We start from the raw sequence: 22,218 nt of genomic DNA, 5'->3' as shown, positions 1-22,218 counted from the left end.
CGATGCTGCCACCTAAGAACATCTAACAATGCAAGGGACTTTCTCCCGGTTCGAAGTACAACGCCGCGTAGCACGCCCTCTACCGCGATGAAGGGTGGCTGCGTGATCCGCTCATGAAGATCGTGGTCTCCATGCGCTTCGTCCTTGCTCGATTACACTGCCCTACTGACGACGTGATTAACACCGGATATGTGCGCACCAACGTTGGTGCCGGCCGCTGGCCACCAACAGATCCGCTGGCCCGCAGATAATCGCTCACTATTATTGAAGCCAGCATAGCCGCTGCAGATTCGGACTTACAGAATGACGGCTTAAAACGGGGTGATATTGGCCAATATCGCGGAACACCTTCAACGTCTGAACTTCTGATCGGGCCCAAAGGGGTATCGTCGTGCTGTCCCTTAATTGTGCGACCGCGCAGGATTTGGGAAAGAGGGTAGCGCCGAATAGCGAAATGTCCCCTTGTTCACCGCCGTACAAATGCCCATAATCGACACTATTGGAGACCGCTGTCGATCCTCTTCCGCTCACTACCCAAGAAGCACCCTTCGCTGCCGGCACGAGGTAACACTATGCTCGGCCACATACACCACGTTGTCACGTTGCTGGTCGCAGGTGTCACGAGCGTACATGCGACATGCAATTCAAGCATCATATTCAATCGCAAGCCTCTGCCGTGCGTCGTGTGTCTTGAGCATGATTTGAAGCACTGATCCGCTACCTATGCAATGAGCGGTGCACGCTTCGAACAATCGGGGTTTCTATCAACCTGAGAAGAAGGCCCACTATGTCTACGACGATGAAAGATGCCATCCAGCGTGTGAACTGGACTCAGTTGTGCGATCAGATTGTTGTCTTTGTGTTCGCGTCGTCACTCTATGCTGCAATCCTGTACAACTTCGGCATCACTAGTGGCGTGCTGGTAGCGATCTCCGCATTTGTCGTTGTTGTAGCCGTAGTCATATATGGCTATGTTTCCCATGCTCAATGGCGAACCACAATCGTCTCGATACTATTTATCGCGGTCGTATTGTTTGGCTTTGGCTATCTGCGAGAATTCAGTTACGACGGCTTGAGTTACCACGTCGCGACACCCCTCTTACTGGACCACAATCTGAACGGTTTTGCCAGTTCGCACGCACCTGGCGGCGCGTTCTGGGCGGCGCACTATCCAAAGGCGTTCGAGTATTTTGCATACACGGCCACTGTTCTGACTTCACATTTCAACAGCGGGAAGTCATTTACGCTGTTGCTTAGTGTTCCAGCATGCCTTGCTCTAATGCGATTGCTCCAGTCAGCGGGGATATCTGCCAGGGCCGCGCTGATCGCGTCGGCCACCTGTGTCTACAATCCCGTAGCGCTCGGACAGTTGACCACTTTTTATGTCGATGCGGCTCATTACTACTGCTGGACTATCTTTTCTGTCAATTTGCTCTTTGCGCTAAAAGGCATGCCGTACTCAAGAGTTCAGCTTGGCATCGCGCTCGTGCTTCTGATCGGGTCGAAGATGACAGGACCAATTTTCGCAACCATCTCGATTCTGGTGTTTTTCGTTGTGACATTCATCAGCGGAGAAAAAAGAAACTTCTTTCAGAAACACAAGGGTTTGATCGGACAATTGGCGATCTCGACTTTCGTGGCTGTCGCAGTCATCGGCTATTCGCCATACGTCGAGAACGTCGTCGCCGGCAAGCACATTCTCTACCCCATCCTTGGGAAGGATAGGATCGATCTGGTGGGAGAAAAAACGTACCCGCACTTTTTTGGCATGACCCCGCTGCACAGGCTTTTCCTGTCATATTTCTCGGTGCCAATGAATTGCAGCTCTTGCACCATGGAACCTGTTTTTGTGCCGTCACCCGCGCATCTGCGCGATGCGTTCATTGCGCTGCATACGGCTGACACACGTTTCGGCGGCTTTGGTCCGTTCTTTGGAGCTATGCTAATCGCATGTCTGGCTTCGTTCTTCTGGAGAAGAAAAGGCGCCGATGAAGTTGTAAAGATATATCTGCTCGCAACGCTGGTGATAGTTTTGACGCATCCTCAGTCGTGGTGGGCCCGCTACGTTCCAATGTTTTATGTAGTTCCATTTTTGGTTATCGCGGGTTTCTCAGCGAATCAGAAACTATTTCACGTAGTCGTTGCTTTTGGCATCGCGAACTCGGTTCTCGCCGCCGCTAGCGTGATGGGTTATATCGTCCTGAAGGAGACTCACTACAAAAACGCAGTGGCTTCGGTACGCACGATATGCAAACAAGAGCCAATCGTGTTGTCACCTTCCAAGATGAATTGGGAAGCAGATCTGCGCGACGACCGTCTCGTTGTTGCGACGGAAGGCAGCCCAGCAAACGCCGGGTGTCCCGTGAATTTCGACCAGATGATGGTTATGACGAAGTAGGTGTTTCGTTCGTTCAGCTCGCGTGGGTTCGCTAAGGGAACTACCCCCATGTAATCCGCATGCGAGATCGTTGAAGCGGACATTACGGCAGCACGGCAGCCTGAATAGCGAATTCGGCATGTAAGTCTTCGCGCTGCTGTTCGAGGTCACCACGTCGAATCAGCCGCTCACCCAGGTACTTCCGTGACGCTCACGCATCAACGGTTGTTATGCGCGATCAGATGTCGCGCGTCAGCGGGATGACAACCGCCTGGCCGTGCAGTTTGCCGTCCGCGTCGAGAAGTTGCCACAGCGTGGCTTCCTCGATCATGAAGCGCTGGCCTGACCTGGTGACACGCACGCCCTTGTAGCCCGCCTCGTAGCCCAGCCGCTGTACGCGTGCCAGAAATTGTTGCCGCTCCTCGCGATTCGGGGCCTCGGCTGAGAGTCGGGACGGCAGTCGGGTGATTTCATCCCAGCTGTATCCAAAGCGGCGCTGCGCGGCCTTGTTGCCGTAAATGAAGACCGGGTCGGGATCGGTGTTGTGCGCGAGTACCGCGAACGGGGCACTCTCATAGAGCCATTCGGTCGCTTCGTCCACGGACATGGCCTGCGGCACCAGGGGGCGACCAAGCAGCCGGGCGTAGCTGTCGGCAAGGAGCTGATAGAAAGCTGGATTGCTGTGCAGTGGAATCATCTGAGACATATCGACGGAGATCGTGGGCCTACGCAAGGGGCGAAGGCGCTCACGATACAGCATCCGCAAGCAAAGTTTGCCGGTTTCCTGGCGTCCAGCGGTGGCAGCGAATCAAGCCGCCAGACAATGGATCGTGAATCGCGTCACATTTGTCACTCCCAGCATTCGATGTCTGGCGGCCTAAACTAATTCCTCATCAGCAGCGAGCGATGCCCGGTGAGCGAATCGCCTTCCGGGCCGAACACACAGGACATCGCTCTAACCCGGAGATTGCGATGACGACGACTAAGTCACCTGAGAAGGGTGGGAAAGATGCACAGCCTGCCATGAAGACACCTTCGATTGTGTCGCGGCAAGAGTGGGAGGCTGCGCGCGAGCAGCTTCTCGTCAAGGAGAAAACCTTGACGCGTGCCCGCGACGCGCTGGCCGCCGAGCGACGGCGGATGCCATGGCTTGCCGTGGAAAAAACGTATGCGTTCGACGGGCCCGAGGGCAAAGTCAGCCTGCTCGACCTGTTTGACGGCCGCCGCCAGTTGGTCATCTATCGCGCCTTTTTCGAGCCTGGCGTGCACGGGTGGCCAGAGCATGCGTGCATTGGCTGTTCCCTGGGAGCCGACCAGGTCTCCCACCTCGCCCATTTGCATGCTCGCGACACCACCCTCGTGTACGCCTCCCGCGCGCCGCAAGCCGATATCGCGCGGCTGAAGACCCGGATGGGCTGGGAGATGATCCCTTGGTACACCATCACCGACAGTTTCGACGCCGACTTCGGGGTGGACGAATGGCACGGCCACAACGCGTTCATCCGCGAAGGTGAGCGTGTGTTCCGCACGTACTTCATCAACGGGCGTGGGGACGAGGCGATGGGCACCATCTGGAGCTACCTCGACATGACGGCGCTCGGGCGGCAGGAGACGTGGGAGGATTCGCCGGAGGGCTACCCGCAGAGCCGACCATACAAGTGGTGGAACTGGAACGACACCTACGTCCCCGGCGCCGCTCCCGATCCGAAGTGGGTCGAGGTGTCAGATGCCGGAGAGGCCGCGTTCCGGAAAAGCGACGGCTAGAGTCGGACCAATCATCGATCGCTGTCGCTTATCCGAGTGGCGATGGCAGCCTCGCGATGCTGCCCGGCGCCCTATAACAAGCCCGCGAAATGCGCCAGCACAAACACGAGCGCGCCGCCCGCGATCAGCACCAATGCATTGATGCGCGTCTTCATCACCAGCACAGTCGCGAGGGCCGCAGCCTGCCCATCGCGGCTAGCGCTGGGCCGACACGATTGCAGTCCTTTGCGTCAACTCAAAAGAAGGATTCAAAGAATGCCGGCGAACAGCAGAACCCCGACGGCAGTCATCACCGCACCGGCCGCGCGCGCCAGAACGACGCCTGCTGGCCCGATCTTTTCCAGAAAAACAAACAGCGCTAGCGCCGCCACCCAGACAAGATTCATCACACCTACAACGAACAGGACGCACATCAGCGCCCAGCAACACCCGAGGCAATACGCGCCATGACGCATTCCCATCTGCAGCGCGCCCGTCGCCCCATCGCGCCAGCGAGCCATCAGAAACCCGAGCGGACTTCGACAGTGCTTGAGACATGCTCGCTTGGACGGCGTCAATTGGTACAAGCCTGCGGCGCAAAGAATCGCACCGCCCACCTGTGGGCTTGACGCAGCCAACTCCGGTGACAGCATTGCGGCGTGGTGCAGTGCCCACTGCGCAAGTGTCGCGCATGCGCTGAAGCCAACCCACACGGCCAGGTAACCCAGAGCGAACATGAGAACGACGAACGGCGTCCTGCCTCCGCCGCGCCCGGCATGTGCCCCTGCGAAAAGAAGCAATACGGGCATCGCCGATCCGGCCATCATGCCCACCATCATGACGACCCACATTGCAAACGTGAAAAGAGCTTCGGCTGTCGTCCATGGCGCCGCCATCGACATACCCATCTCCATCATCATTTTGTCGTGTTGTCTTGCCGACAACATCTGATGATCGAGATAGAAGAGAAACGCCCACGACAGCGTCACGACCGCGGCAACGCAACCCAGAATGAGAATGCGCTCGCGCCTTGAGAGGCTCGCGACGGAACCAGGACTGGGTGCGCGAGAAGAGGTAGCCAGCTTACGCACCTTGCCAGGAAAAAGGCGCATATTGACCGTTGTTTTGCCCACTGACGTCATCCCACTCAAAGCCAAGCGCGCGGACGTGACTGTGCGAGGCATGAGCCAGTGTCAGGCAATCGGCGGCTGGATGACCCGTATTGTCCAGACGAAGCGGCTCGGTCGCGTTGGGATTGATGCCCATCGCACCTTCAGCGGCCATGTCGACGAATTGCGGTGACGTCACAGACCACTTCATCCCATTGCGATCGAAGCGAATCGCCGCGGACTCCACCCCGACAAACGATCCAACGAGCGGCGATAGAGCCGCCATCGGTCCGCCTTCCGCGCCGCTGGTAATCGCCGTGATCGCGTCGCGCTGCTCCATGCTGGCCCGCTCATCGACAATAACGCCCACGGACCAGTTCCCCTTTGCCATTTCTTCTGGTGTCAATCCGAGGAGGATGAATCCGAGGCCATCGAGGGAAACCGCTTCGTGCTGGCCGCGGTCGATCTGAAATGCCATGGCAAACGTGCATGAGCCCTTGCTTGGTCTGACTGCCAGCTGTCCGGGCAGGCATGGGCACACAAAATCGCAACTGCACGTCTCGTAATATTGACCGCTGATCTTCCAGGTTGGGGTGGCCATCATCATCTCCCTGTCATCGCAGCGGCATCGCACCAGGCCGCATTGATATGTTGAAGGGCGGAACGGCCCCGCTCGCGTTTGTCCTCGACGGGAACGACGGTGGTGCCAATCCTGCTCAGGTCAGACCGTCGGCAGGCTCCACGTTGAATATAGGCATAAATGGGTGGAAGGCTAGTCATTGTTTTAGCGCTAGCCGTGTCCTGGTTTCGATCGGGTGGGCCCGATCATGTTCGTCGGATTCTTCTGGAATCGTTTACTTGTTTGTCTTGAGTTCACTGAGCTTCCGAACTTGTGTCGTCACGACACACCCGCCTCAATCAGCCATTCAAGCGCACCTTCCCCGCCCGGTGCCCTATAACAAGCCCGCGAAATGCGCCAGCACAAACACCAGCGCGCCGCCCGCGATCAGCACCAATGCATTGATGCGCGTCTTCATCACGAGCACGGTCGCGAGGGCCGCGACGAGCCACGCGATCCAGCCGCCTTCGAGTTCTTTGATGAGCACGTAGACGGCCGCGAGAATCAGCCCCGCGGCCACCGGCCGCAAGCCGGCCTGCAACGCGTTGAGCCAGCGCGCGCCCTCGTGCCTGTTCCACACGTGCACAACGCCGTACATCAGGAATGCGGTCGGCCCGAACAACGCGAGCGTCGCGACGAGCGCGCCGCCGAGGCCGCCGACCTGGTAGCCGATCAGCGTCGCGAGCAGCGAACCGGGACCGGGCGCGAGCCGCGCGATCGCGAAGTCGCTGAGGAATTGCGCATGGGTCATCCAGTGGTGCACGTCGACGACCTGGCGCTGCACTTCGGCGATGATCCCCTGGCCGCCGCCGACGGTGACGATCGACAGCGGCGCGAAAACCGAAAACAGGGCGATGAGAGTTCGAGACACGGCAGAAGCTTTTTCGGAGTTTGACTAACGGCGATCCAAAGCAATCAGGGCTGGCGCCCCTCGCGCAAGTATTCATAGCCGACGCTCAACGCGCCCGCGATCAGCACGGTCCATACGAGCGACACGCGAAACACCGCCGCGGCCGCGAACGTCGCGACCAGCACCAGATAGGGAAACACGCGCCGCGGCAGCCGGCGCGCCGCGGTGATCGCCATCGACAGCGACAGCCCGATCGCGCCGGCCGCGGCGCCGGCGAGCGCGATATGCGTGAGCGGAAACGAGGCGATCGCCGAGAAGAACACGCCGAGCAGGATGATCACGACGGCCGGCGGAAAAATGATGCCGCAGAATCCCGCGACGGCGCCGCGCCAGCCGAGCAGCCGGTAGCCGATCCAGATCGCCAGATTCTTCACGTTGACACCGGGCAGCGCCTGCGACAACGCGAGCCCGTTCAGAAAGTCCTCTTCGCTCATCCAGTGCCGGTCGTGCACGAACTCGCGCATGAACCAGCCGCTCAACCCGCCGCCGAAACTCGTCAGACCGATGCGCGCGAAGATCAGGAAGAGGCCAGGCGGGGTCACTTCGCGCGGCGGCGGTTCGTTGCGCGGCGCATCGTCTTCGGGTGTCGATACCGGGTCGCTGACGTCTTGCCCCAGGGTGCCTTTGGCCAATGCGCCTCCTTATTCGCTTTGATCATGCTGCGCTTGCCGCGCGCCCGGCATGATAGCCGCGGACGTCGCCGAAGGCGAGGAAGCCGAAGCAGGCGCCGACGCCGCCACCGTGGATGCAACGGCCGGATGCCGCGGATCATGCAGCTCATCGGTCGACCATCCGCCGCCCAGATCGCCGAACAACGACGCCGCGTGCAGCAAGCGCGATTCCTGCACGTTCAGCGCGGTCTGCCGCGTGGTCAGCTGTGTCGCTTGCGCGACCGCGACGGTCGTGTAATCGACGGTGCCCGCCTCGTATTCGTTGAACGCGATCTCCGCGCCGCGGTCCGCGTCACGCACCGCCGATTCGAGCACGACCGCCTGGTCGGCGAGAATGCGCAGGCCCGACAGATCGTCCTCGACGTTCTGGAACGCGCCCAGCACCGTGCCGCGATAGTTGGCGACCGCCGAGTCGTAGGCCGCCTTCGCCGCGTCGACGTTGGCGCTGCGCAGGCCGCCGTCGAACAGCGTTTCGGTCGCGCTGCCGCCGAGCGACCAGACGTAGTTCGCGGCCTTCAGCAAACCTGACAGCGGCGACTGCGTGAACCCGGCCACCCCAGACAGCGAGATATCAGGGTAATACGCGGCCACCTCGACGCCGATCGCCGCGTTCTGCGCGGCCATCTTGCGCTCGGCGGCGGCGATGTCGGGCCGGCGTTCGAGCAGCGTCGACGGTACACCGACCGGCACCGACGGCAGCGCCGGCATCGCGGTGCTATGCGTGATCGACAGCTCCTCCGGGTTCTTGCCGACCAGCACCGCAATCGCGTGCGCGTTCTGCGCGCGCGCGACGCCAAGCGCGATCAGATCGGACTTCGCGGTATTCAACTGGCTGCGCGCGGTGATCACGTCGCTCGGCGGAACCGTGCCCGCGCGATCCTGCTCGCTGACGACGTCGAGATAGTGCTGATACGCGACGACCGTATCCTGCAGCAGGTCGATGTTGGCATCGCTGGTGCGCAACTCGATGATCGCGGTCGCGAGCGCGACCTGCTCGGAGAGCGTCGCATTCGCGAGCGTCGCTTCGCTCGATTGCGCGGTTGCGGCGTTTTCCTCGACCGTGCGGCGCACCTGGCCCCACAGGTCCGGCGCCCAGCTTACGGTGCCTTCCAGCGTGCCCGAATTGACGATGCGCGCCGTCGTGCCATTGACGAAGCTTCCCGAATTACTGACCGTACCGCCGCTCGCGCGTTCGCGCGTCGCCGAACCGGTCGCGCCGATGGTCGGAAACAGGGCCGCGTGCGCGGCGCGCACTTCGGCGAGGGCCTGCTGGTAGTTCGCATAGTCCGCGCGCACGGTCTGGTTCGACACCGCGACGAGCGGTTCGAGTTCGTCGATCAACGGATCGTTGAACGCGGTCCACCACGTGCCCTTCGGGCCGGTCGCGTTCGGCTCGGCCTTGGTCCAGCCCGGCAGCTCGGAGTAACCGGCGGGCACGCTGACTTGCGGCCGGTGATAATCCGGGCCGACCATGCAGCCGGCGTTGAACAGCGCCAGCAGCGCGACGGCGAGCGTCGCCACGCGCGGCACCCCCACGCGGGCCGTCGCCAAGCGTTCAGTCGAAATCTTCATCGTCATGCCTTCGTATCCGGTTGTCCCGGCGTCGCGTCGCGGTTCCAGCGCAGCCCCGCGGACCATCTGACCAGCCGTGCACGCAGGCGGTCGAGGTACAGATAAATCACCGGCGTCGTATAGAGCGTAAACATCTGGCTCAGGATCAGCCCGCCCATCACCGTGATACCGAGCGGCTGACGCAGCGAGCCGCCCTGGCCGACGCCGATCGCGAGCGGCACTGCGCCGAGCACGGCCGCGAACGTCGTCATCATGATCGGCCGCAGACGGATCAGCGCGGCCGCGTGGATCGCGTCGCGCGCCGGCATCTTTTCCTGGCGCTGCAACTGGATCGCGACGTCCACCATCATGATGCCGTTCTTCTTGACGATACCGATCAGCAGGATGATGCCGATCATCGCAATCACCGAGAACGGCGTGCCGAAGATCAGCAGCGCGAGCGTCGCGCCGATGCCCGCAGACGGCAGCGTCGAGAGGATCGTCAGCGGGTGGATCGAGCTTTCGTACAGCACGCCGAGCACGATGTAGACGACGCCGAGCGCCGCGACAATCAGCAGCGGCACCACGGTCATCGACTGCGAATAGGCCGCCGCCGCGCCCGCGAATGAGCCGTGGATGCTCGCGGGCATGCCGATTTCGCGGATCGCGTCGTTGATCGCCACGCCCGCCTGACTCAGCGAACCGCCGGCCGGCAGGTTGAACGAGATCGTCGCGGCGACGAGGCCGCTTTGATGGTTCACCTGCGTCGACGTGTGGCTGTTCGAGTACGACGTCAGCACCGAGAGCGGCACCATCGTTTCGGCGGCCGTGCTGTCCGCGCTGCCGGTCGAGCTGCCGCCCTTGCTGTTGGCGATGCTGTTGTTGGTCGCGTTCGACTGCGCATCCGCGTTGCGCGCGTTCGTGTTCGACGACGTGCTAGTGGTGTTCGCGCTCCCCGTGGTCGCTGCCGACACCGTGCCGTGCGGCATCTGCGTCGCGGCCGTGCCGGTCGGATTGCCCGCGGCCGCGCTCAGATAGATCTGGCTCAGCGTCTGCGGATACTGCCAGTACTCAGGCGCGACCTCCATCACGACGAAGTACTGGTTCAGCGGGTTGTAGATCGTCGAGACGGTGCGCTGGCCGAACGCGTCGTAGAGCACGTTGTCGACCTGGTTAGGCTGGAAGCCGTAGCGCGCGGCGGTCGCGCGATTGATCGACAGGTAGGTCTGCAGGCCGTTCTGCTGCAGGTCGGAGTTCACGTCGAGCATCCGTCCGCGCTCCTTCGACAACGCCGCGACGAGCTTCGGCGTCCATGCGAACAGCGCGGTGGAATCGTCGCTCGTCAGCGTGTACTGGTACTCGGCCGCCGATTGCCGCCCGCCGATACGCAGATCCTGCTGCGCCTGCAGAAAGAGCCGCGCGCCCGACACTTCGTCGAGCTTCGGCCGCAGCCGGTTCACGACCTGGGTGGCCGTGGCGTGCCGCTGCGCGAGCGGCTTCAACTCGATGAACACGTTCGCTGTATTGAGCGCGCGTCCGCCGGTAAAGCCCGCGACCGACTGCACCGCCGGATCTCTCTGCACGATCGACTGCAACTGCACGAGCTTCTTCTGCATCGCCGTAAACGAAATGCTCTGGTCGGCGATGATCTGCCCGATCACGATACCCGTGTCCTGCTCGGGAAAGAAGGTGGCGGGCACGAGCTTCAGCAGGAACACGTTGCCGATCAGCAGCACGAACAGCAGCAGAATCACCAGCAGCGAATGATCGAGCACGGCCGTCAACGAGCGCGCGTAGACATCCTTGAAAGCATCGAACTGCCGCTCGATCCACTGCGCCCAGCGCGCTTTCGAATGACCAGCGTCGTTGCGGCTCAGCACGTACGCGCACATCGCGGGCGTGACCGTCAGCGAGATCACCAGCGAAATCAGGATCGCGATCGACAGCGTGATCGCGAACTCATGGAACATCAGCCCGACGATGCCCGGAAACAGGATGATCGGCAGAAACACCGCGATCAGCGACAGGCTCATCGAGATCACCGTGAAGCCGACCTCGCCTGCGCCCTTCAGCGCGGCCTCCTTTGGACTCAACCCCTGCTCCATGTATCGCACGACGTTTTCGAGCACGACGACCGCATCGTCGACAACGAAGCCGGTGCCGATCGTCAGCGCCATCAGCGACAGGTTGTCGATGCTATAGCCGAGCAGATACATCGGCCCGAAGGTACCGACGATCGACAGCGGCAACGCGACCGCCGGTATCAGCGTCGCGCGCGGCGACTGCAGAAAGATGAACACGACGCCGACCACCAGCAGCACCGCGAGGAACAGCGTGCGCTCGGTATCGCTGACCGACGACGTGACCGACTGCGAGCGATCGATCGCGACATCCACATTCACGCTTCTCGGCAACGTCGCTTCGATGGAAGGCAGCACGTTGCGTATCTGCTGCACGGTACTCACGACATTGCTGCCCGGCATCGGATAAACGATCACGAGAATCGCCGACTTGCCGTTGAACAGGCCCGCATTGCGGATGTTTTCATTCGAGTCGCGCACCTGGGCGACGTCGCGCAACTGCACCGGCGCGCCGTTGCGATACGCAACCACCAGATCGCGGTACGGCGCCGCGTGCGTGATCTGATCGTTCGAGGTGACCACGTAGCGCTGATCGCCCACGTCGAGATGGCCCTTCGCGCTATCGGCATTGGCCGCGCTGATCGCCGCGCGCACGTCCTCCATGCCGATGCCGTAGCTATTGAGCTTGCCCGGCTGCAACTCGACACGCACGCTCGGCAACGCGCCGCCGCCGAGCGTGATCTGGCCGACGCCCTGCACCTGCGACAACTGCTGCTGGATCACCGAGTCGGCGGAGTCGTACAACTGCGCCTTCGTCAGCGTGTCGGACGTCAGCGACAGCACCATGATCGGCGCGTCGGCTGGGTTGTACTGGCGGTAGGTCGGATTGCTGCGCAACGTGGTGGGCAGATCGGCGCGCGCGGCCTGGATCGCCGCCTCTACGTCGCGCGCGGCGCCGTTGATGTCGCGCTTCAGGCCGAACTCGACGATGATCATCGACGAGCCGACGTAGCTGATCGAGGTCAGCTCCTCGACGTCGGCGATGGTCGCGAGCCGTCGCTCGAGCGGCTCGGCCACCGTCGACGCCATGATGCTCGGGCTCGCGCCGGCCATGTTCGCCTGCACCACGATCACCGGAAACGCGATGTTCGGCAGCGGCGCGACCGGCATGCGGAAATACGCGAGCGTGCCGGAGATCAGGATCGCGATCGCGAGCAGCGTCGTCGCGACCGGTCGCCGGATGAAGAGCGCGGGGATGTTCACCGCGTGCCCTCCGTGCCACCGTTGCGCTCAGCGCGCTCGGCGCGCCAGCGGTTCACGCGCGTGGCCATGCGGTCGAAGAACAGATAGATCACCGGCGTCGTGAACAGCGTCAGCATCTGGCTCAGCGTCAGACCGCCGATGATCGCGAGACCGAGCGGGCGGCGCAGTTCCGAACCGGTGCCGGTGCCGAGCAGCATCGGCAGTGCGCCGAGCATCGCGGCGAGCGTCGTCATCAGGATCGGCCGGAAGCGCAGCAGCGACGCCTCGAAGATCGCATCGCGCGGCGCCTTGCCGTGATTACGTTCGGCGTCGAGCGCGAAGTCGACCATCATGATCGCGTTCTTCTTGACGATGCCGATCAGGAGCACGATGCCGATGATGCCGATCACGTCGAGATCCATCCCCGCGAGCATCAGCGAGAGCAATGCGCCGATGCCGGCCGACGGCAGCGTCGACAGGATCGTGACCGGATGAATGAAGCTCTCGTACAACACGCCGAGCACGATATACACGGCAACGAGCGCCGCGATCAGCAGGTAGACCTCGCTCGACAGTGAATCCTCGAACGCTGCGGTCGCGCCTTGCAGTGATGACGTGATCGACGGCGGCAGGTCGATCGCCTGTTCGGCCGCATGAATGTCCTTGACCGCCGCGCTCAGCGACGCCCCTTTCGCGAGATTGAACGTGACCGTCACCGATGGGAACTGCGCGAGATGACTGATCACGAGCGGCGCCTTCCTGATCTCGATCTTCGCGATGCCGGACAGCGGCACCTGACCGGTGCTGCTGGTCTGGCTCGGCAGATAGAGATTGCCGATCGACTGCACGGTCGGCATCGTTTCCGGCTTCGCGACCAGAATCACGCGGTACTGGTTCGACTGCTCGAAGATCGTCGAGACGATACGCTGACCGAGCGCGTCATACAGCGCGTTGTCGATCGTCGCGGGCGTGATGCCAAAGCGCGCGGCCAGTTGCCGGTTCACTTCGACGTTCACGCTGAGGCCGTCGCTGTTGAGATCGCTCTGCACGTCCGAAAGCGACGGAACCTGCTTCAGGCGCGCGACGAGTTCCGGCACGTACTTCTGGAACGCCTGCTGGCTCGGTCCGCGCAACACGAAGCTGTACTGGTTCGGCGAGACGGTCGTGTCGAGCGTCAGATCCTGCTCGGGCTGCATGAAGAGCTTCACGCCGGGCACGTGCGCGACTTCCTGCGCGAGCCGCCGCGCGATTTCCTGCGCGTTGTCCGAGCGCTTGTCTTTGTCGCGCAGATTGATCAGGAAGCGGCCGTTGTTCAGCGTCGCATTGGTGCCGTCGATTCCGACGTACGACGTCAGCGACACCACGTCGGGGTCCTTCAGGACCGCGTCAGCGAGCGCGCTTTGACGCTGGACCATCGCCGCATACGAAACCGAGTTGTCGGCGACGCTGATGCCCTGGATCACGCCGACGTCCTGCACCGGAAACAGGCCCTTCGGAATCACCACGTACAGGATGCCGGTCAGCACGACGGTGGCGACCGCGACCATCAGCGTCAGCGTCTGATGATCGAGCACCCACGCGAGGCCGCGCTCATAGGCGGCGAGCGTCTTGTTGAAGAGGCCCTCGCTGATACGCTCGAAGCGGCTCGGATGCCGCTCGGCCTGCGCGCGCAGCATCCGCGCGCACAGCATCGGCACCACCGTCAGCGACACGACCGCCGAAATCACGATCGTGACCGCGAGCGTCACCGCGAACTCGCTGAACAGACGCCCGATCACCCCGCCCATGAACAGCAGCGGAATCAGCACCGCGATCAGCGAAACGGTCAGCGACAGAATCGTGAAGCCGATCTGCCCCGCGCCTTCGAGCGCGGCTTCGAGCGGCGTCATGCCCTCTTCCAGATAGCGCACGATGTTCTCGATCATCACGATCGAGTCGTCGACCACGAAGCCGGTCGCGATGATCAACGCCATCAGCGACAGGTTGTCGATCGAGTAGTTGAGCTGGTACATCACCGCGAGCGTGCCGATCAGCGAGACCGGCACCGAGATGCTCGGGATCACCGTGGCGGGCACATTGCGCAGGAACACGAAGATCACTGCGACGACGAGCACGATCGCGAGGATCAGTTCGAACGCGGCGTCTGCGACCGACGCACGGATCACGCCGGTGCTGTCCGACACCACGGTCACTTTCATGCCGGCCGGCAACGTCGATTCGAGCGTTGGCAGCACCTTCATGATCTGGTTGACCGTCTGGATCACGTTCGCGCCCGGCTGGCGCTGCACGTTCAGCACGATCGCGGGCGAGCCGTTGTACCAGGCGCCACGCTCGACGTCCTGCGCGGCCTGGCTTACGCGCGCGACGTCGCGCATGAGCACTGGCGAGCCGTTCTGGTAGGCGATCACCGTGTCCAGATAGTCCTTTGGATCGGTGATCTGATCGTTGCCGTTGATCGTGTAGTCGAGGTCGGGGCCGTCGAAATTGCCCTTCGGCTGGCTCACGTTCACATAGCTGAGCAGCGTGCGCAGATCGTCGATGTTCAGGCCGTAGGCTGCGAGCTTGTGCGGGTCGGCCTCGACGCGGATCGCGGGCACGTTGCCGCCGCTCGTCGTCACGACGCCGACGCCCGACACTTCCGAGATCTTCGTGCCGAGGCGGTTGTTCGCGACGTCTTCGAGCTGCGTCAGCGACATCGACTTCGACGTGACTGCGAGCGTGAGGATCGGCTGGTCGGCCGGATTGACCTTCGCGTAGGTCGGCGGCGCCGGCAGGCCGGATGGCAGATAGCTGTTCGCGGCGTTGATCGCCTGCTGCACGTTCTGCTCGGCGATGTCGAGGTTCAGCGACAGATCGAACTGCAGCGTGATCACCGACGCCCCGTCAGAGCTGTACGAGGTCATCTGCTGCAGGCCTGGAATCTCGCCGAGCTGCACCTCGAGCGGCGCGGTGACGGTGGTTGCCATCACGGTCGGGCTCGCGCCCGGATAGAAGGTCTGCACCTGAATCGTCGGATAGTCGACGTTCGGCAGCGACGACACCGGCAGCACGCGCATCGCGATCAGACCGACGAGCACGAGCGCGATCATCAGCAGCAGCGTCGCGACCGGGCGAAGAATGAACAGGCGGGAAATGTTCATCGGCGCGGCGGTCCGTTACGACGAAGCGGCTTCGGACGCGGCGGCGGGTACCTTCGCGCCGGGCGCCGCCGCGCCGGAGGCGGCCGCGCCGCTCGCCGCGGCGGCGGCCTTCGGATGCGCCGGCTCGATCTTCGCGCCGTCGTTCAGACGATCCGTGCCGTCCGTCACGACCTGGTTGCCGGCCGCGAGACCCGACACGATCACCGTGTACTTGCCGTCGCTCGGCCCGAGCTTGACCTTGTGCACGGACACCGTGCTATCCGGATTGACCAGATAGACGAAGTCGCCCGGCGCGCCGGACTGCACCGCGGCGGTCGGCACGAGCACCGCGTTCTGCATCGTGTCGACGAGCAGCTTCACGTTGACGAACTCGTTCGGGAACAGCGTTTCGTCGTCGTTCGCGAAGGTCGCGCGCAAGGTAACGGTGCCGGTCGCCGTCGCCATCTGGTTGCTGACCGCGTACAGCGTGCCGGTCGCGATCTCGCGGGAGTTATCGCTCGAATACGCGGTGACCGGCAGCTTCGCGCCGGTGGCGAGACGCTGCACGATCGACGCGAGTGAATCCTGCGGCACCGTGAACTGCACCGTGGTCGGCTTCACGGTCGTGATGACGACGATGCCGGTCGACGACGACGCGGTCACGTAGTTGCCCGGATCGACGAGCCGCAGGCCGACCTTGCCCGCGATCGGCGCGGTGATGCGGCAATACGCGAGGTCGAGATCGAATTGGGCGATGTTGGCGAGGTCGACCTTGACCGCCGCTTCGTCCTGCTGCACGAGGAACTGTTGATCCGCGTAGGTCTGCTGCGCGATCGACTTGCGCTCGTTCAACTGCGTATAGCGCTCGAGATCGGCGCGTGCCTGCGCAAGCGACGCGCGGTCTTTGGCGAGGGTCGCCTCCGCCTGCTGCTTGCTGATCTGATACTGGCGCGGATCGATCTGGGCGAGGAACTGGCCCTTCTGCACCTCCTGGCCTTCGTGATAGCCGACCTCGGTCAGATAGCCGCTCAGCTGCGGCAGAACGGTCACGGTCGCGATCGGCGTGACGGTGCCGAGTTCGCTCAGCGTGACCGGCATCGAGCCGAGCGTCGCCTGCGCCACGGTGACGACGATCGCCGCATTCTCGCGCACAGGCTTCTTGCTCGTCAGCAGATGAACCACCACGAGCGCGACCAGCACGAGCACGATAACCGCGAAGATGATGAGCCCGCGCCGGGAGCGCTTCGGCGGCGGGGACACGGTTTCGCTCATGTGAGTCTCCGGGAACAGATGTCGGTGATCATCTTCGGTTGGCGTGTCGTCCTCTGACGGGACTGCGCAAAAGTGCCATGGTTCACGCGCGTTGTCATCAGTCGAAGTCCTCTGTACGCGTTGTTATCAAGACGTAAGGAAACGGGCGGTGGGTCGGTGCGGGCATGAGTGAATGTAACCGGCTTGCGACGGACTTAAGTTACAGGGGTGCAACATGTTGGCGGGAGGAAGGGTTGGGGCATCGATCGAGCGGCACGTTGGGGGGTGCATACCTGGATAGGTCGAGTTTTGGGCACGGCGGGACATCGCAATATGCGGTAACAGACGACAGCCAATTGAAAAGCGGGCCGACCGTCCAGAATCGTCACAATCGTCCGCTAGCATCCCAAGCCAGCATGGCGCGCGCCGCGACCGCCACGAACACCCTCGAACGTCACCCCGATGTCCATCACCGTCAATTTCCCCGCCGAAGTCCGCGACTGGATCGCTTCCAACCTCACGCGCGGCGTCGCGCCGCAAGCGATCGTCAACGAACTGGTGAGCCGCAACAACGCGGCCGAACTCGCGTCGGCGATGGTCGATGCGGTGTCGACGGCGTTCCTGTACGGCGCGCCGCTGCCCGGCGACAAGCTCGAAGTCGGCGGCGCGCCGATCAGCTACCAGCCCGAGCCGCTGCGTGTGCCCGACGGTCCGCTGATCCAGCTCGGCGAGCGCAAGGTGCGCGTGCTGTCGCGGCTGCAACGGCCGGCCGCCGTGCACCTCGCCAACTTCCTGAGCGGTGATGAATGCGAGCAGCTGATCGCGCTCGCGCAGCCGCGACTTGACCGGTCGACCGTCGTCGATCCGGTGACGGGCCGCAATGTGGTCGCGGGTCATCGCAGCAGTCACGGGACGTTTTTCCGTTTGGGCGAAACGCCGTTGATCGCGCGCATCGAAGCGCGCATCGCCGCGCTGACCGGCACGCCGGTCGAGAACGGCGAAGGCCTGCAAATGCTGCACTACGAGGAAGGCGCGGAGTCGACGCCGCATGTCGACTATCTGATCACCGGCAATGAAGCGAATCGCGAGTCGATTGCGCGCAGTGGTCAGCGCATGGGCACGCTGCTGATGTATCTGAAAGACGTGGAGGGCGGTGGGGAGACGGTGTTTCCGCAGCTTGGGTGGTCAGTTGCGCCGCAGCGCGGGCATGCGCTCTATTTTGAATATGGGAACCGGTACGGGCTGTGCGATCCGAGTTCGCTACACGCGAGCACGCCGCTGCGCGTGGGGGATAAGTGGGTGGCTACCAAGTGGATTCGGACGCGGCGGTTTGTGGCGCGGAATCAGGGGTGAGGGAGTGGGCTGGCGAAGTCGGGTCTGAAAAGCAACTTCAGGCGTCGTCAACAGCAGCTATCGACTTCCGGCATTGTTGCGCTATCTATCCTGGTTCCCCATCCCGTATCCGTAACGGAAAACTCATCAGATATGAACCGTTCAAATTGAGCGCGCGCCTTTAGCATCGGAACAATGTTATCGCGAAAACTAGCAGATCGGTCCGCATACGCAGATGGAGTCAACAGCACTCCAATGAACACTGCCGATAATATTCGAGTCAAAATTCTTTTGTTCAAAATTCAATTTCCAGAGGACCCAATATATTTAACGCCGCTGGAAGAATGGCTGCCTTGTCACTAACGCCGAATTTGCGGGAGCACCGACTCCAGATGCACCACTAGCCGATTGCGTGGGCTCTGTCACATTGACGGAGTGGTTGCGTAACATGATGCGATGACGAAAACGAAATCGCTTTATCACGGCCATTGGTTCCCTTCGATGATCATCAACCATGCGGTGCGGTGGTATTTTCGGTTCCATCCGAGCCTGCGCGAAATTGAAGAATTGCCGTTCGAGCGCGGCGCAATGGTCAGCTACGAGACGATTCGCCGCCGGTGCGAGAAGTTCGGCGCAGGCTTCGCTCAACGGGTGAAAGCGGCGCGACAAGGGCGCCGCCAAACGCTTCTTCAAGCGTGTGTGCGCTCAAACCCGGCGCCACGCAAGATCGTTACCGATCTATTGAACAGCTATCCGGCAGCGAAAGCCGGCATCCCGGAGTTGGCGAACGTGAAGGATGTGTTCGTTAAATCTGCGGCCCGGTTCGACGCGTGGCACGAATTTACCAATGTCACTCAAACTCCGTCGAATGCTTTCTGAGCCACAATGCTTTTTACATCGGCATCGACGAAGCCCGGTAAGTTGACAGTGCCTTCTCACGCGCACAGGAGCGGCATTGCACATTGCACCATCAAAGAGCTCGATTGAGCCTGCGCTCAACGGGGAGGCCCTCGTAGCACTTTGGTGCGCCTTCGTCGAGTGCCTCCAGGTAGTTTTACCCTAATGAAATCCGCATGGGACGACAACATTCTTTTTTATCAGTAGAATGCTGCAATCGCAAAGGTCCGTATTGTTCCGAAACCAGTCTTCAGGCCCACCAGGCCAACGAGCCTCGTTAAAACCGTGATGCCATTAGCACACGTGCTGTCGCGAAGTGACGCGGATAAGCCAAATGCATATTTTGTCTGGCCGATGCAATTCGGAAAGAAGTAGTACGCCGCCCAGAAAGAACGCGCTGCCGTGGCGGCAACAGAAATTCCGATGGCATCGCTTCGTCACCTGGACCAAGGAAACAATTGCCGCTGAGCTGGCCGACCTGCTTGCCTGGGTATCGCACCAGATCAAATCAACTTCTCGTGGTACTTACCTAGCCGCAATACTGTGTATTCCAAAACGCAAATCGATCCGGTAGTGAGCTTCCGCAACTCGCAGGGCGAGCAGGTGCGGGGCACGATCATCAATCTCCAGCGCAAGTCCTTGGTGATGGAGGTCTATAACCCGTACTCGATTGTCCAGGTCAGCGAGGTGCTGAGTGACCTGTCGGTCAAGATGGGCGTGGAACACGCCTATTCGGGCAAGGCGGTCATAGTCAGTGTCGTCAATACCGGCTTGACAGCCATTGTCTCGGTGACGCTGATCGACGAATGGCGGGAACTGAGTGGCGGCATGCTGGAAGCGCGCACGGTGGGGGAAGAAGCCCGCCGCTTCGCGCAGGACTGGACCGAGCGGTTCCAGATCCGCCGTGACTACCAGATCGCGGTCAACCAGATCCGGGCTTTTTTGTCGGACATGTCGCGCTGGGTCGAGCAGGCGGACCTGGCCGACGCCATGCCAAAGGAAGGCAAAAGCCTGCGCGAGGACTTCTTCCTCGAACTGGCATCGCCGCTAATGGAAAGGACCAAGGTCTATTTCGACGAATTCGAAGGCGAGGCGCGGTTGGTCGACGAAGAACTCGCGCCGGCGCACCGTGCCTTTGCCCAGGCTGCGCTCCATCCGCTGCTGCTGCGCTCGCCCTTCGTCTTCCGCACCTTCACGAAGCCGCTGGGTTATGCCGGTGACTACCAGATGGTCAACCAGATGCTCGACGATCCCCGTCAGGGCCCGAGCACGTATTTCCAGATCGTCAACGCGGCCTTTCTGCAGACGGCCGTGGCACGCGCGCACCGCAATCGCATCGAGCTGCTGGTGGACTACCTGACCCGGCTGGCCAATGAGGCTCGCGCCGCACAGCGGCCGTTCCGGGTGCTGAACGTGGGATGCGGCCCGGCTCAGGAGATCCAGCGCTTCATGCAGGAATACGACGAGCCGGAGTGGCTGACGTTCGAACTGCTCGACTTCAGCCAGGAGACACTGGACTGGACGCGCGACCGCCTGGGGTCCATCGCACAGCAAACGGCGTCGCGCATGACCATCAACTACACGCAGGATTCGGTCCACCACCTGCTCAAGCGCCGGATAGATGCCGACGCATCGGACGCCCGCGAGTTCGACGCGGTCTATTGCGCCGGCCTGTTTGACTATCTGTCAGAAAAGGTCTGTGCCCGGCTGAACCAGCATTTCGCCAGCCGCACCAGACTGGGCGGCCGCCTGCTGGTCACCAATGTCCACGCCGACAACCCGGAGCGCTTCAGCATGGAGCACGTGCTGGAGTGGTACCTGATCTATCGCAACGAAGCACAGATGGCCGAAATCATGCCGGAGAACTGCGGCGAGCCCCGTCTGTACACGGACCCGACCGGGGTTAATGTGTTCGCCGAAGTGGTGATCGGCCAGCAACAGGTAGCCTGAGATGACGACATCCCTGGTTGGGCTGCATTCGAACTACCGTGAAGAGTTGCGCGACTACCGGTTGCTGTGCAGCAAGGCTGGCGGCCTGACCGTGATCGTGCTGGTGCTGATGGGCATGGCGATGGACTATGTCTTGTATCCGGCTGACCAGAAGTACTTTGCCATCGTCCGGATGCTGATCAGCGTCGCCATTGGCTTGGCATTGCTCTCGCTTTACACGGAAACAGGCAAACGCCATGTGCAGGTCATCACCTTCTCCTGGCTGCTGCTGCCGCAGGTAATGATCTCCTGGATGATTTATGCCACGCAAGGCGAGCAGTCGCTGTTCTATGCCGGGCTCATGCTGACGATCTTTGCGGTGGGGATCCTGTTCCCCTATGGCTACTCCCAGACGCTGGCATTCGGCGTGGCCACGGTCGCGCTCTACTACATCGCCTGCGTGGCACATCCGGGCGGCATGCAGGACCCTAGCAAGTTTCAGTTTCAGCTAATCCTGATCTTCTTCTGCGCTGTGGCCAGCTCCATCTACACCTACTTCAACGAGAAGGGCCGTTTCCAGCTTTTCCGGCTAAAGGATGAGGTGGCGCAAAAAAATAACCAGCTCGCCCTCATCAATGAAAGGCTCGCGCAGATCAAGGGCCAGTTGCTGCAGCAGGAGAAGATGGCTGCAATCGGTACGTTGTCCGCCGGACTGCTCCACGAGGTCAACAACCCGGTGAACTTCTGCCTCATGGCTGTCGAAATAGCCATGGAGGAATCGCAGGCCAAGGACAGCCCGTCGCTGCAGGAGTGCCTGATGGATGTCAAGCAGGGCATGCAACGCATCCAGCATATCGTGTCGGACCTGAAGACCTTTGCCTACCGCAAGCCCGGTGCGACGGCAGACGACGTACCGTTCCTGTTCGAGAAGGCGCTTGAATCGTCGATCCGACTGAGCGCACACGAGCTGCGCGGCGTGACGGTCACGCGCGAGCTGCCCGGCGACACCCTTGTGCTGGGCGACGAAGCCGCCATTATCGGCGTGCTCATCAACCTGTTCTCGAATGCGGCTCTGGCCATGCACAAGGCCGGCACCGTATCGCGGGAGGTCCATGTCGCGGCGCAATGGCGCGACGACCGACTGCACGTGAATGTGCGCGACAACGGCCCGGGGATTGCCCCGGAGAATCTGGCGCGCGTGTTCGAACCATTCTTCACTACCCGCGAAGTCGGCCAGGGCCTCGGCCTTGGCCTGTCCATCAGCTATGCGGTGGTGGAGCGGCACGGCGGCACACTGTTCGCAGAAAGCCAGTTGGGCCAGTGGACCGCGTTCAACTTTGACCTGCCGCGTGCCGAGTGAGGTCGAGATGAGCGAGACCCAGCAAGC

14 protein-coding genes and 2 pseudogenes are annotated in these 22,218 nt (G+C 61.8%); 6 read left to right on the top strand and 10 right to left on the bottom strand.

The features are described 5' to 3' along the window. The first annotated feature begins 787 nt into the window (after positions 1-787). Positions 788-2,398, top strand: a complete 1,611-nt coding sequence (locus L0U81_RS17130; protein ID WP_233804744.1) for a hypothetical protein — start codon at positions 788-790, stop codon at positions 2,396-2,398. Positions 2,399-2,615: 217 nt separating this feature from the next. Here the strand turns inward: L0U81_RS17130 and L0U81_RS17125 are convergent, their stop codons facing one another. Then, a complete protein-coding gene (locus L0U81_RS17125) occupies positions 2,616-3,074 on the bottom strand; it encodes an MEKHLA domain-containing protein (RefSeq protein WP_233804743.1) in 459 nt (152 codons plus the stop codon). A gap of 275 nt (positions 3,075-3,349) precedes the next feature. Here L0U81_RS17125 and L0U81_RS17120 point away from each other — a divergent pair, with 275 nt between their 5' ends. After that, positions 3,350-4,141 carry a DUF899 domain-containing protein gene (locus L0U81_RS17120; RefSeq protein ID WP_233804742.1) on the top strand — a complete coding sequence of 264 codons (792 nt, stop codon included), beginning with the start codon at positions 3,350-3,352 and terminating at the stop codon, positions 4,139-4,141. Between the two features lie 71 nt (positions 4,142-4,212). Here L0U81_RS17120 and L0U81_RS33820 read toward each other — a convergent pair. From L0U81_RS33820 to L0U81_RS17080, 9 genes and pseudogenes are all read right to left on the bottom strand, one after another. Beyond that, a pseudogene (locus L0U81_RS33820) lies at positions 4,213-4,320 on the bottom strand (chromate transporter); the annotation flags it as partial. 69 nt (positions 4,321-4,389) lie between these two features. Further along, entirely contained in the window at positions 4,390-5,253 is an 864-nt protein-coding gene (locus L0U81_RS17115) for a DUF2182 domain-containing protein (protein WP_233804741.1), read from the bottom strand. Continuing rightward, the gene (locus L0U81_RS17110) at positions 5,204-5,836 is read right to left on the bottom strand and encodes a DUF1326 domain-containing protein (RefSeq protein ID WP_233804740.1); all 633 of its coding nucleotides are present in this window, start codon (positions 5,834-5,836) and stop codon (positions 5,204-5,206) included. Before L0U81_RS17110 ends, L0U81_RS17115 begins: the two co-directional genes overlap by 50 nt. Positions 5,837-6,182: 346 nt before the next feature. Then, the gene (locus L0U81_RS17105; protein ID WP_233804739.1) at positions 6,183-6,719 is read right to left on the bottom strand and encodes a chromate transporter; all 537 of its coding nucleotides are present in this window, start codon (positions 6,717-6,719) and stop codon (positions 6,183-6,185) included. Between the two features lie 44 nt (positions 6,720-6,763). Then, positions 6,764-7,390 (bottom strand): chromate transporter, encoded by a 627-nt coding sequence (locus L0U81_RS17100; protein WP_233804738.1) that lies wholly within the window; start codon positions 7,388-7,390, stop codon positions 6,764-6,766. Between the two features lie 9 nt (positions 7,391-7,399). Next, complete coding sequence (locus tag L0U81_RS17095; protein ID WP_233804737.1) at positions 7,400-9,007, bottom strand: efflux transporter outer membrane subunit; 1,608 nt, start codon at positions 9,005-9,007, stop codon at positions 7,400-7,402. Beyond that, positions 9,004-12,324 (bottom strand): efflux RND transporter permease subunit, encoded by a 3,321-nt coding sequence (locus tag L0U81_RS17090; protein ID WP_233804736.1) that lies wholly within the window; start codon positions 12,322-12,324, stop codon positions 9,004-9,006. Before L0U81_RS17090 ends, L0U81_RS17095 begins: the two co-directional genes overlap by 4 nt. After that, positions 12,321-15,443, bottom strand: a complete 3,123-nt coding sequence (locus L0U81_RS17085) for an efflux RND transporter permease subunit (protein ID WP_233804735.1) — start codon at positions 15,441-15,443, stop codon at positions 12,321-12,323. The genes L0U81_RS17090 and L0U81_RS17085 overlap by 4 nt, the downstream gene beginning before the upstream one ends. Before the next feature lie 15 nt (positions 15,444-15,458). Beyond that, positions 15,459-16,694 carry an efflux RND transporter periplasmic adaptor subunit gene (locus L0U81_RS17080; protein WP_233804734.1) on the bottom strand — a complete coding sequence of 412 codons (1,236 nt, stop codon included), beginning with the start codon at positions 16,692-16,694 and terminating at the stop codon, positions 15,459-15,461. 441 nt (positions 16,695-17,135) lie between these two features. Between L0U81_RS17080 and L0U81_RS17075 the strand changes: the two genes are divergently transcribed. The 4 genes and pseudogenes from L0U81_RS17075 to L0U81_RS17060 all read left to right on the top strand — a co-directional run bounded on the left by L0U81_RS17075 (position 17,136) and on the right by L0U81_RS17060 (position 22,191). After that, positions 17,136-18,026, top strand: a complete 891-nt coding sequence (locus L0U81_RS17075) for a 2OG-Fe(II) oxygenase (RefSeq protein WP_233804733.1) — start codon at positions 17,136-17,138, stop codon at positions 18,024-18,026. 435 nt (positions 18,027-18,461) lie between these two features. Next, positions 18,462-18,827, top strand: a pseudogene (locus L0U81_RS17070) (DDE-type integrase/transposase/recombinase); the annotation flags it as partial. A gap of 618 nt (positions 18,828-19,445) precedes the next feature. After that, positions 19,446-20,852: a class I SAM-dependent methyltransferase gene (locus tag L0U81_RS17065; protein WP_233804731.1), complete on the top strand. Its 1,407-nt coding sequence runs from the start codon at positions 19,446-19,448 to the stop codon at positions 20,850-20,852. 1 nt (position 20,853) lies between these two features. Beyond that, positions 20,854-22,191 (top strand): sensor histidine kinase, encoded by a 1,338-nt coding sequence (locus L0U81_RS17060; RefSeq protein WP_233804730.1) that lies wholly within the window; start codon positions 20,854-20,856, stop codon positions 22,189-22,191. The last annotated feature ends 27 nt before the right edge of the window (positions 22,192-22,218 follow it).

It is taken from the genome of Paraburkholderia sp. HP33-1 (assembly GCF_021390595.1).
In the GTDB taxonomy this organism is placed as follows: domain Bacteria; phylum Pseudomonadota; class Gammaproteobacteria; order Burkholderiales; family Burkholderiaceae; genus Paraburkholderia.
The sequence above is the reverse complement of the archived record's forward strand: the minus strand, read 5'-3'. Positions and strand labels throughout refer to the sequence as shown.

Bases quoted from the DNA above. Each gene is read 5' to 3' on its own strand.
- L0U81_RS17130 (WP_233804744.1), top strand. From the start codon at position 788: ATGTCTACGACGATGAAAGATGCCATCCAGCGTGTGAACTGGACTCAG.
- L0U81_RS17125 (WP_233804743.1), bottom strand. From the start codon at position 3,074: ATGATTCCACTGCACAGCAATCCAGCTTTCTATCAGCTCCTTGCCGAC.
- L0U81_RS17120 (WP_233804742.1), top strand. From the start codon at position 3,350: ATGACGACGACTAAGTCACCTGAGAAGGGTGGGAAAGATGCACAGCCT.
- L0U81_RS17110 (WP_233804740.1), bottom strand. From the start codon at position 5,836: ATGATGATGGCCACCCCAACCTGGAAGATCAGCGGTCAATATTACGAG.
- L0U81_RS17095 (WP_233804737.1), bottom strand. From the start codon at position 9,007: ATGACGATGAAGATTTCGACTGAACGCTTGGCGACGGCCCGCGTGGGG.
- L0U81_RS17085 (WP_233804735.1), bottom strand. From the start codon at position 15,443: ATGAACATTTCCCGCCTGTTCATTCTTCGCCCGGTCGCGACGCTGCTG.
- L0U81_RS17080 (WP_233804734.1), bottom strand. From the start codon at position 16,694: ATGAGCGAAACCGTGTCCCCGCCGCCGAAGCGCTCCCGGCGCGGGCTC.
- L0U81_RS17075 (WP_233804733.1), top strand. From the start codon at position 17,136: ATGTCCATCACCGTCAATTTCCCCGCCGAAGTCCGCGACTGGATCGCT.
- L0U81_RS17060 (WP_233804730.1), top strand. From the start codon at position 20,854: ATGACGACATCCCTGGTTGGGCTGCATTCGAACTACCGTGAAGAGTTG.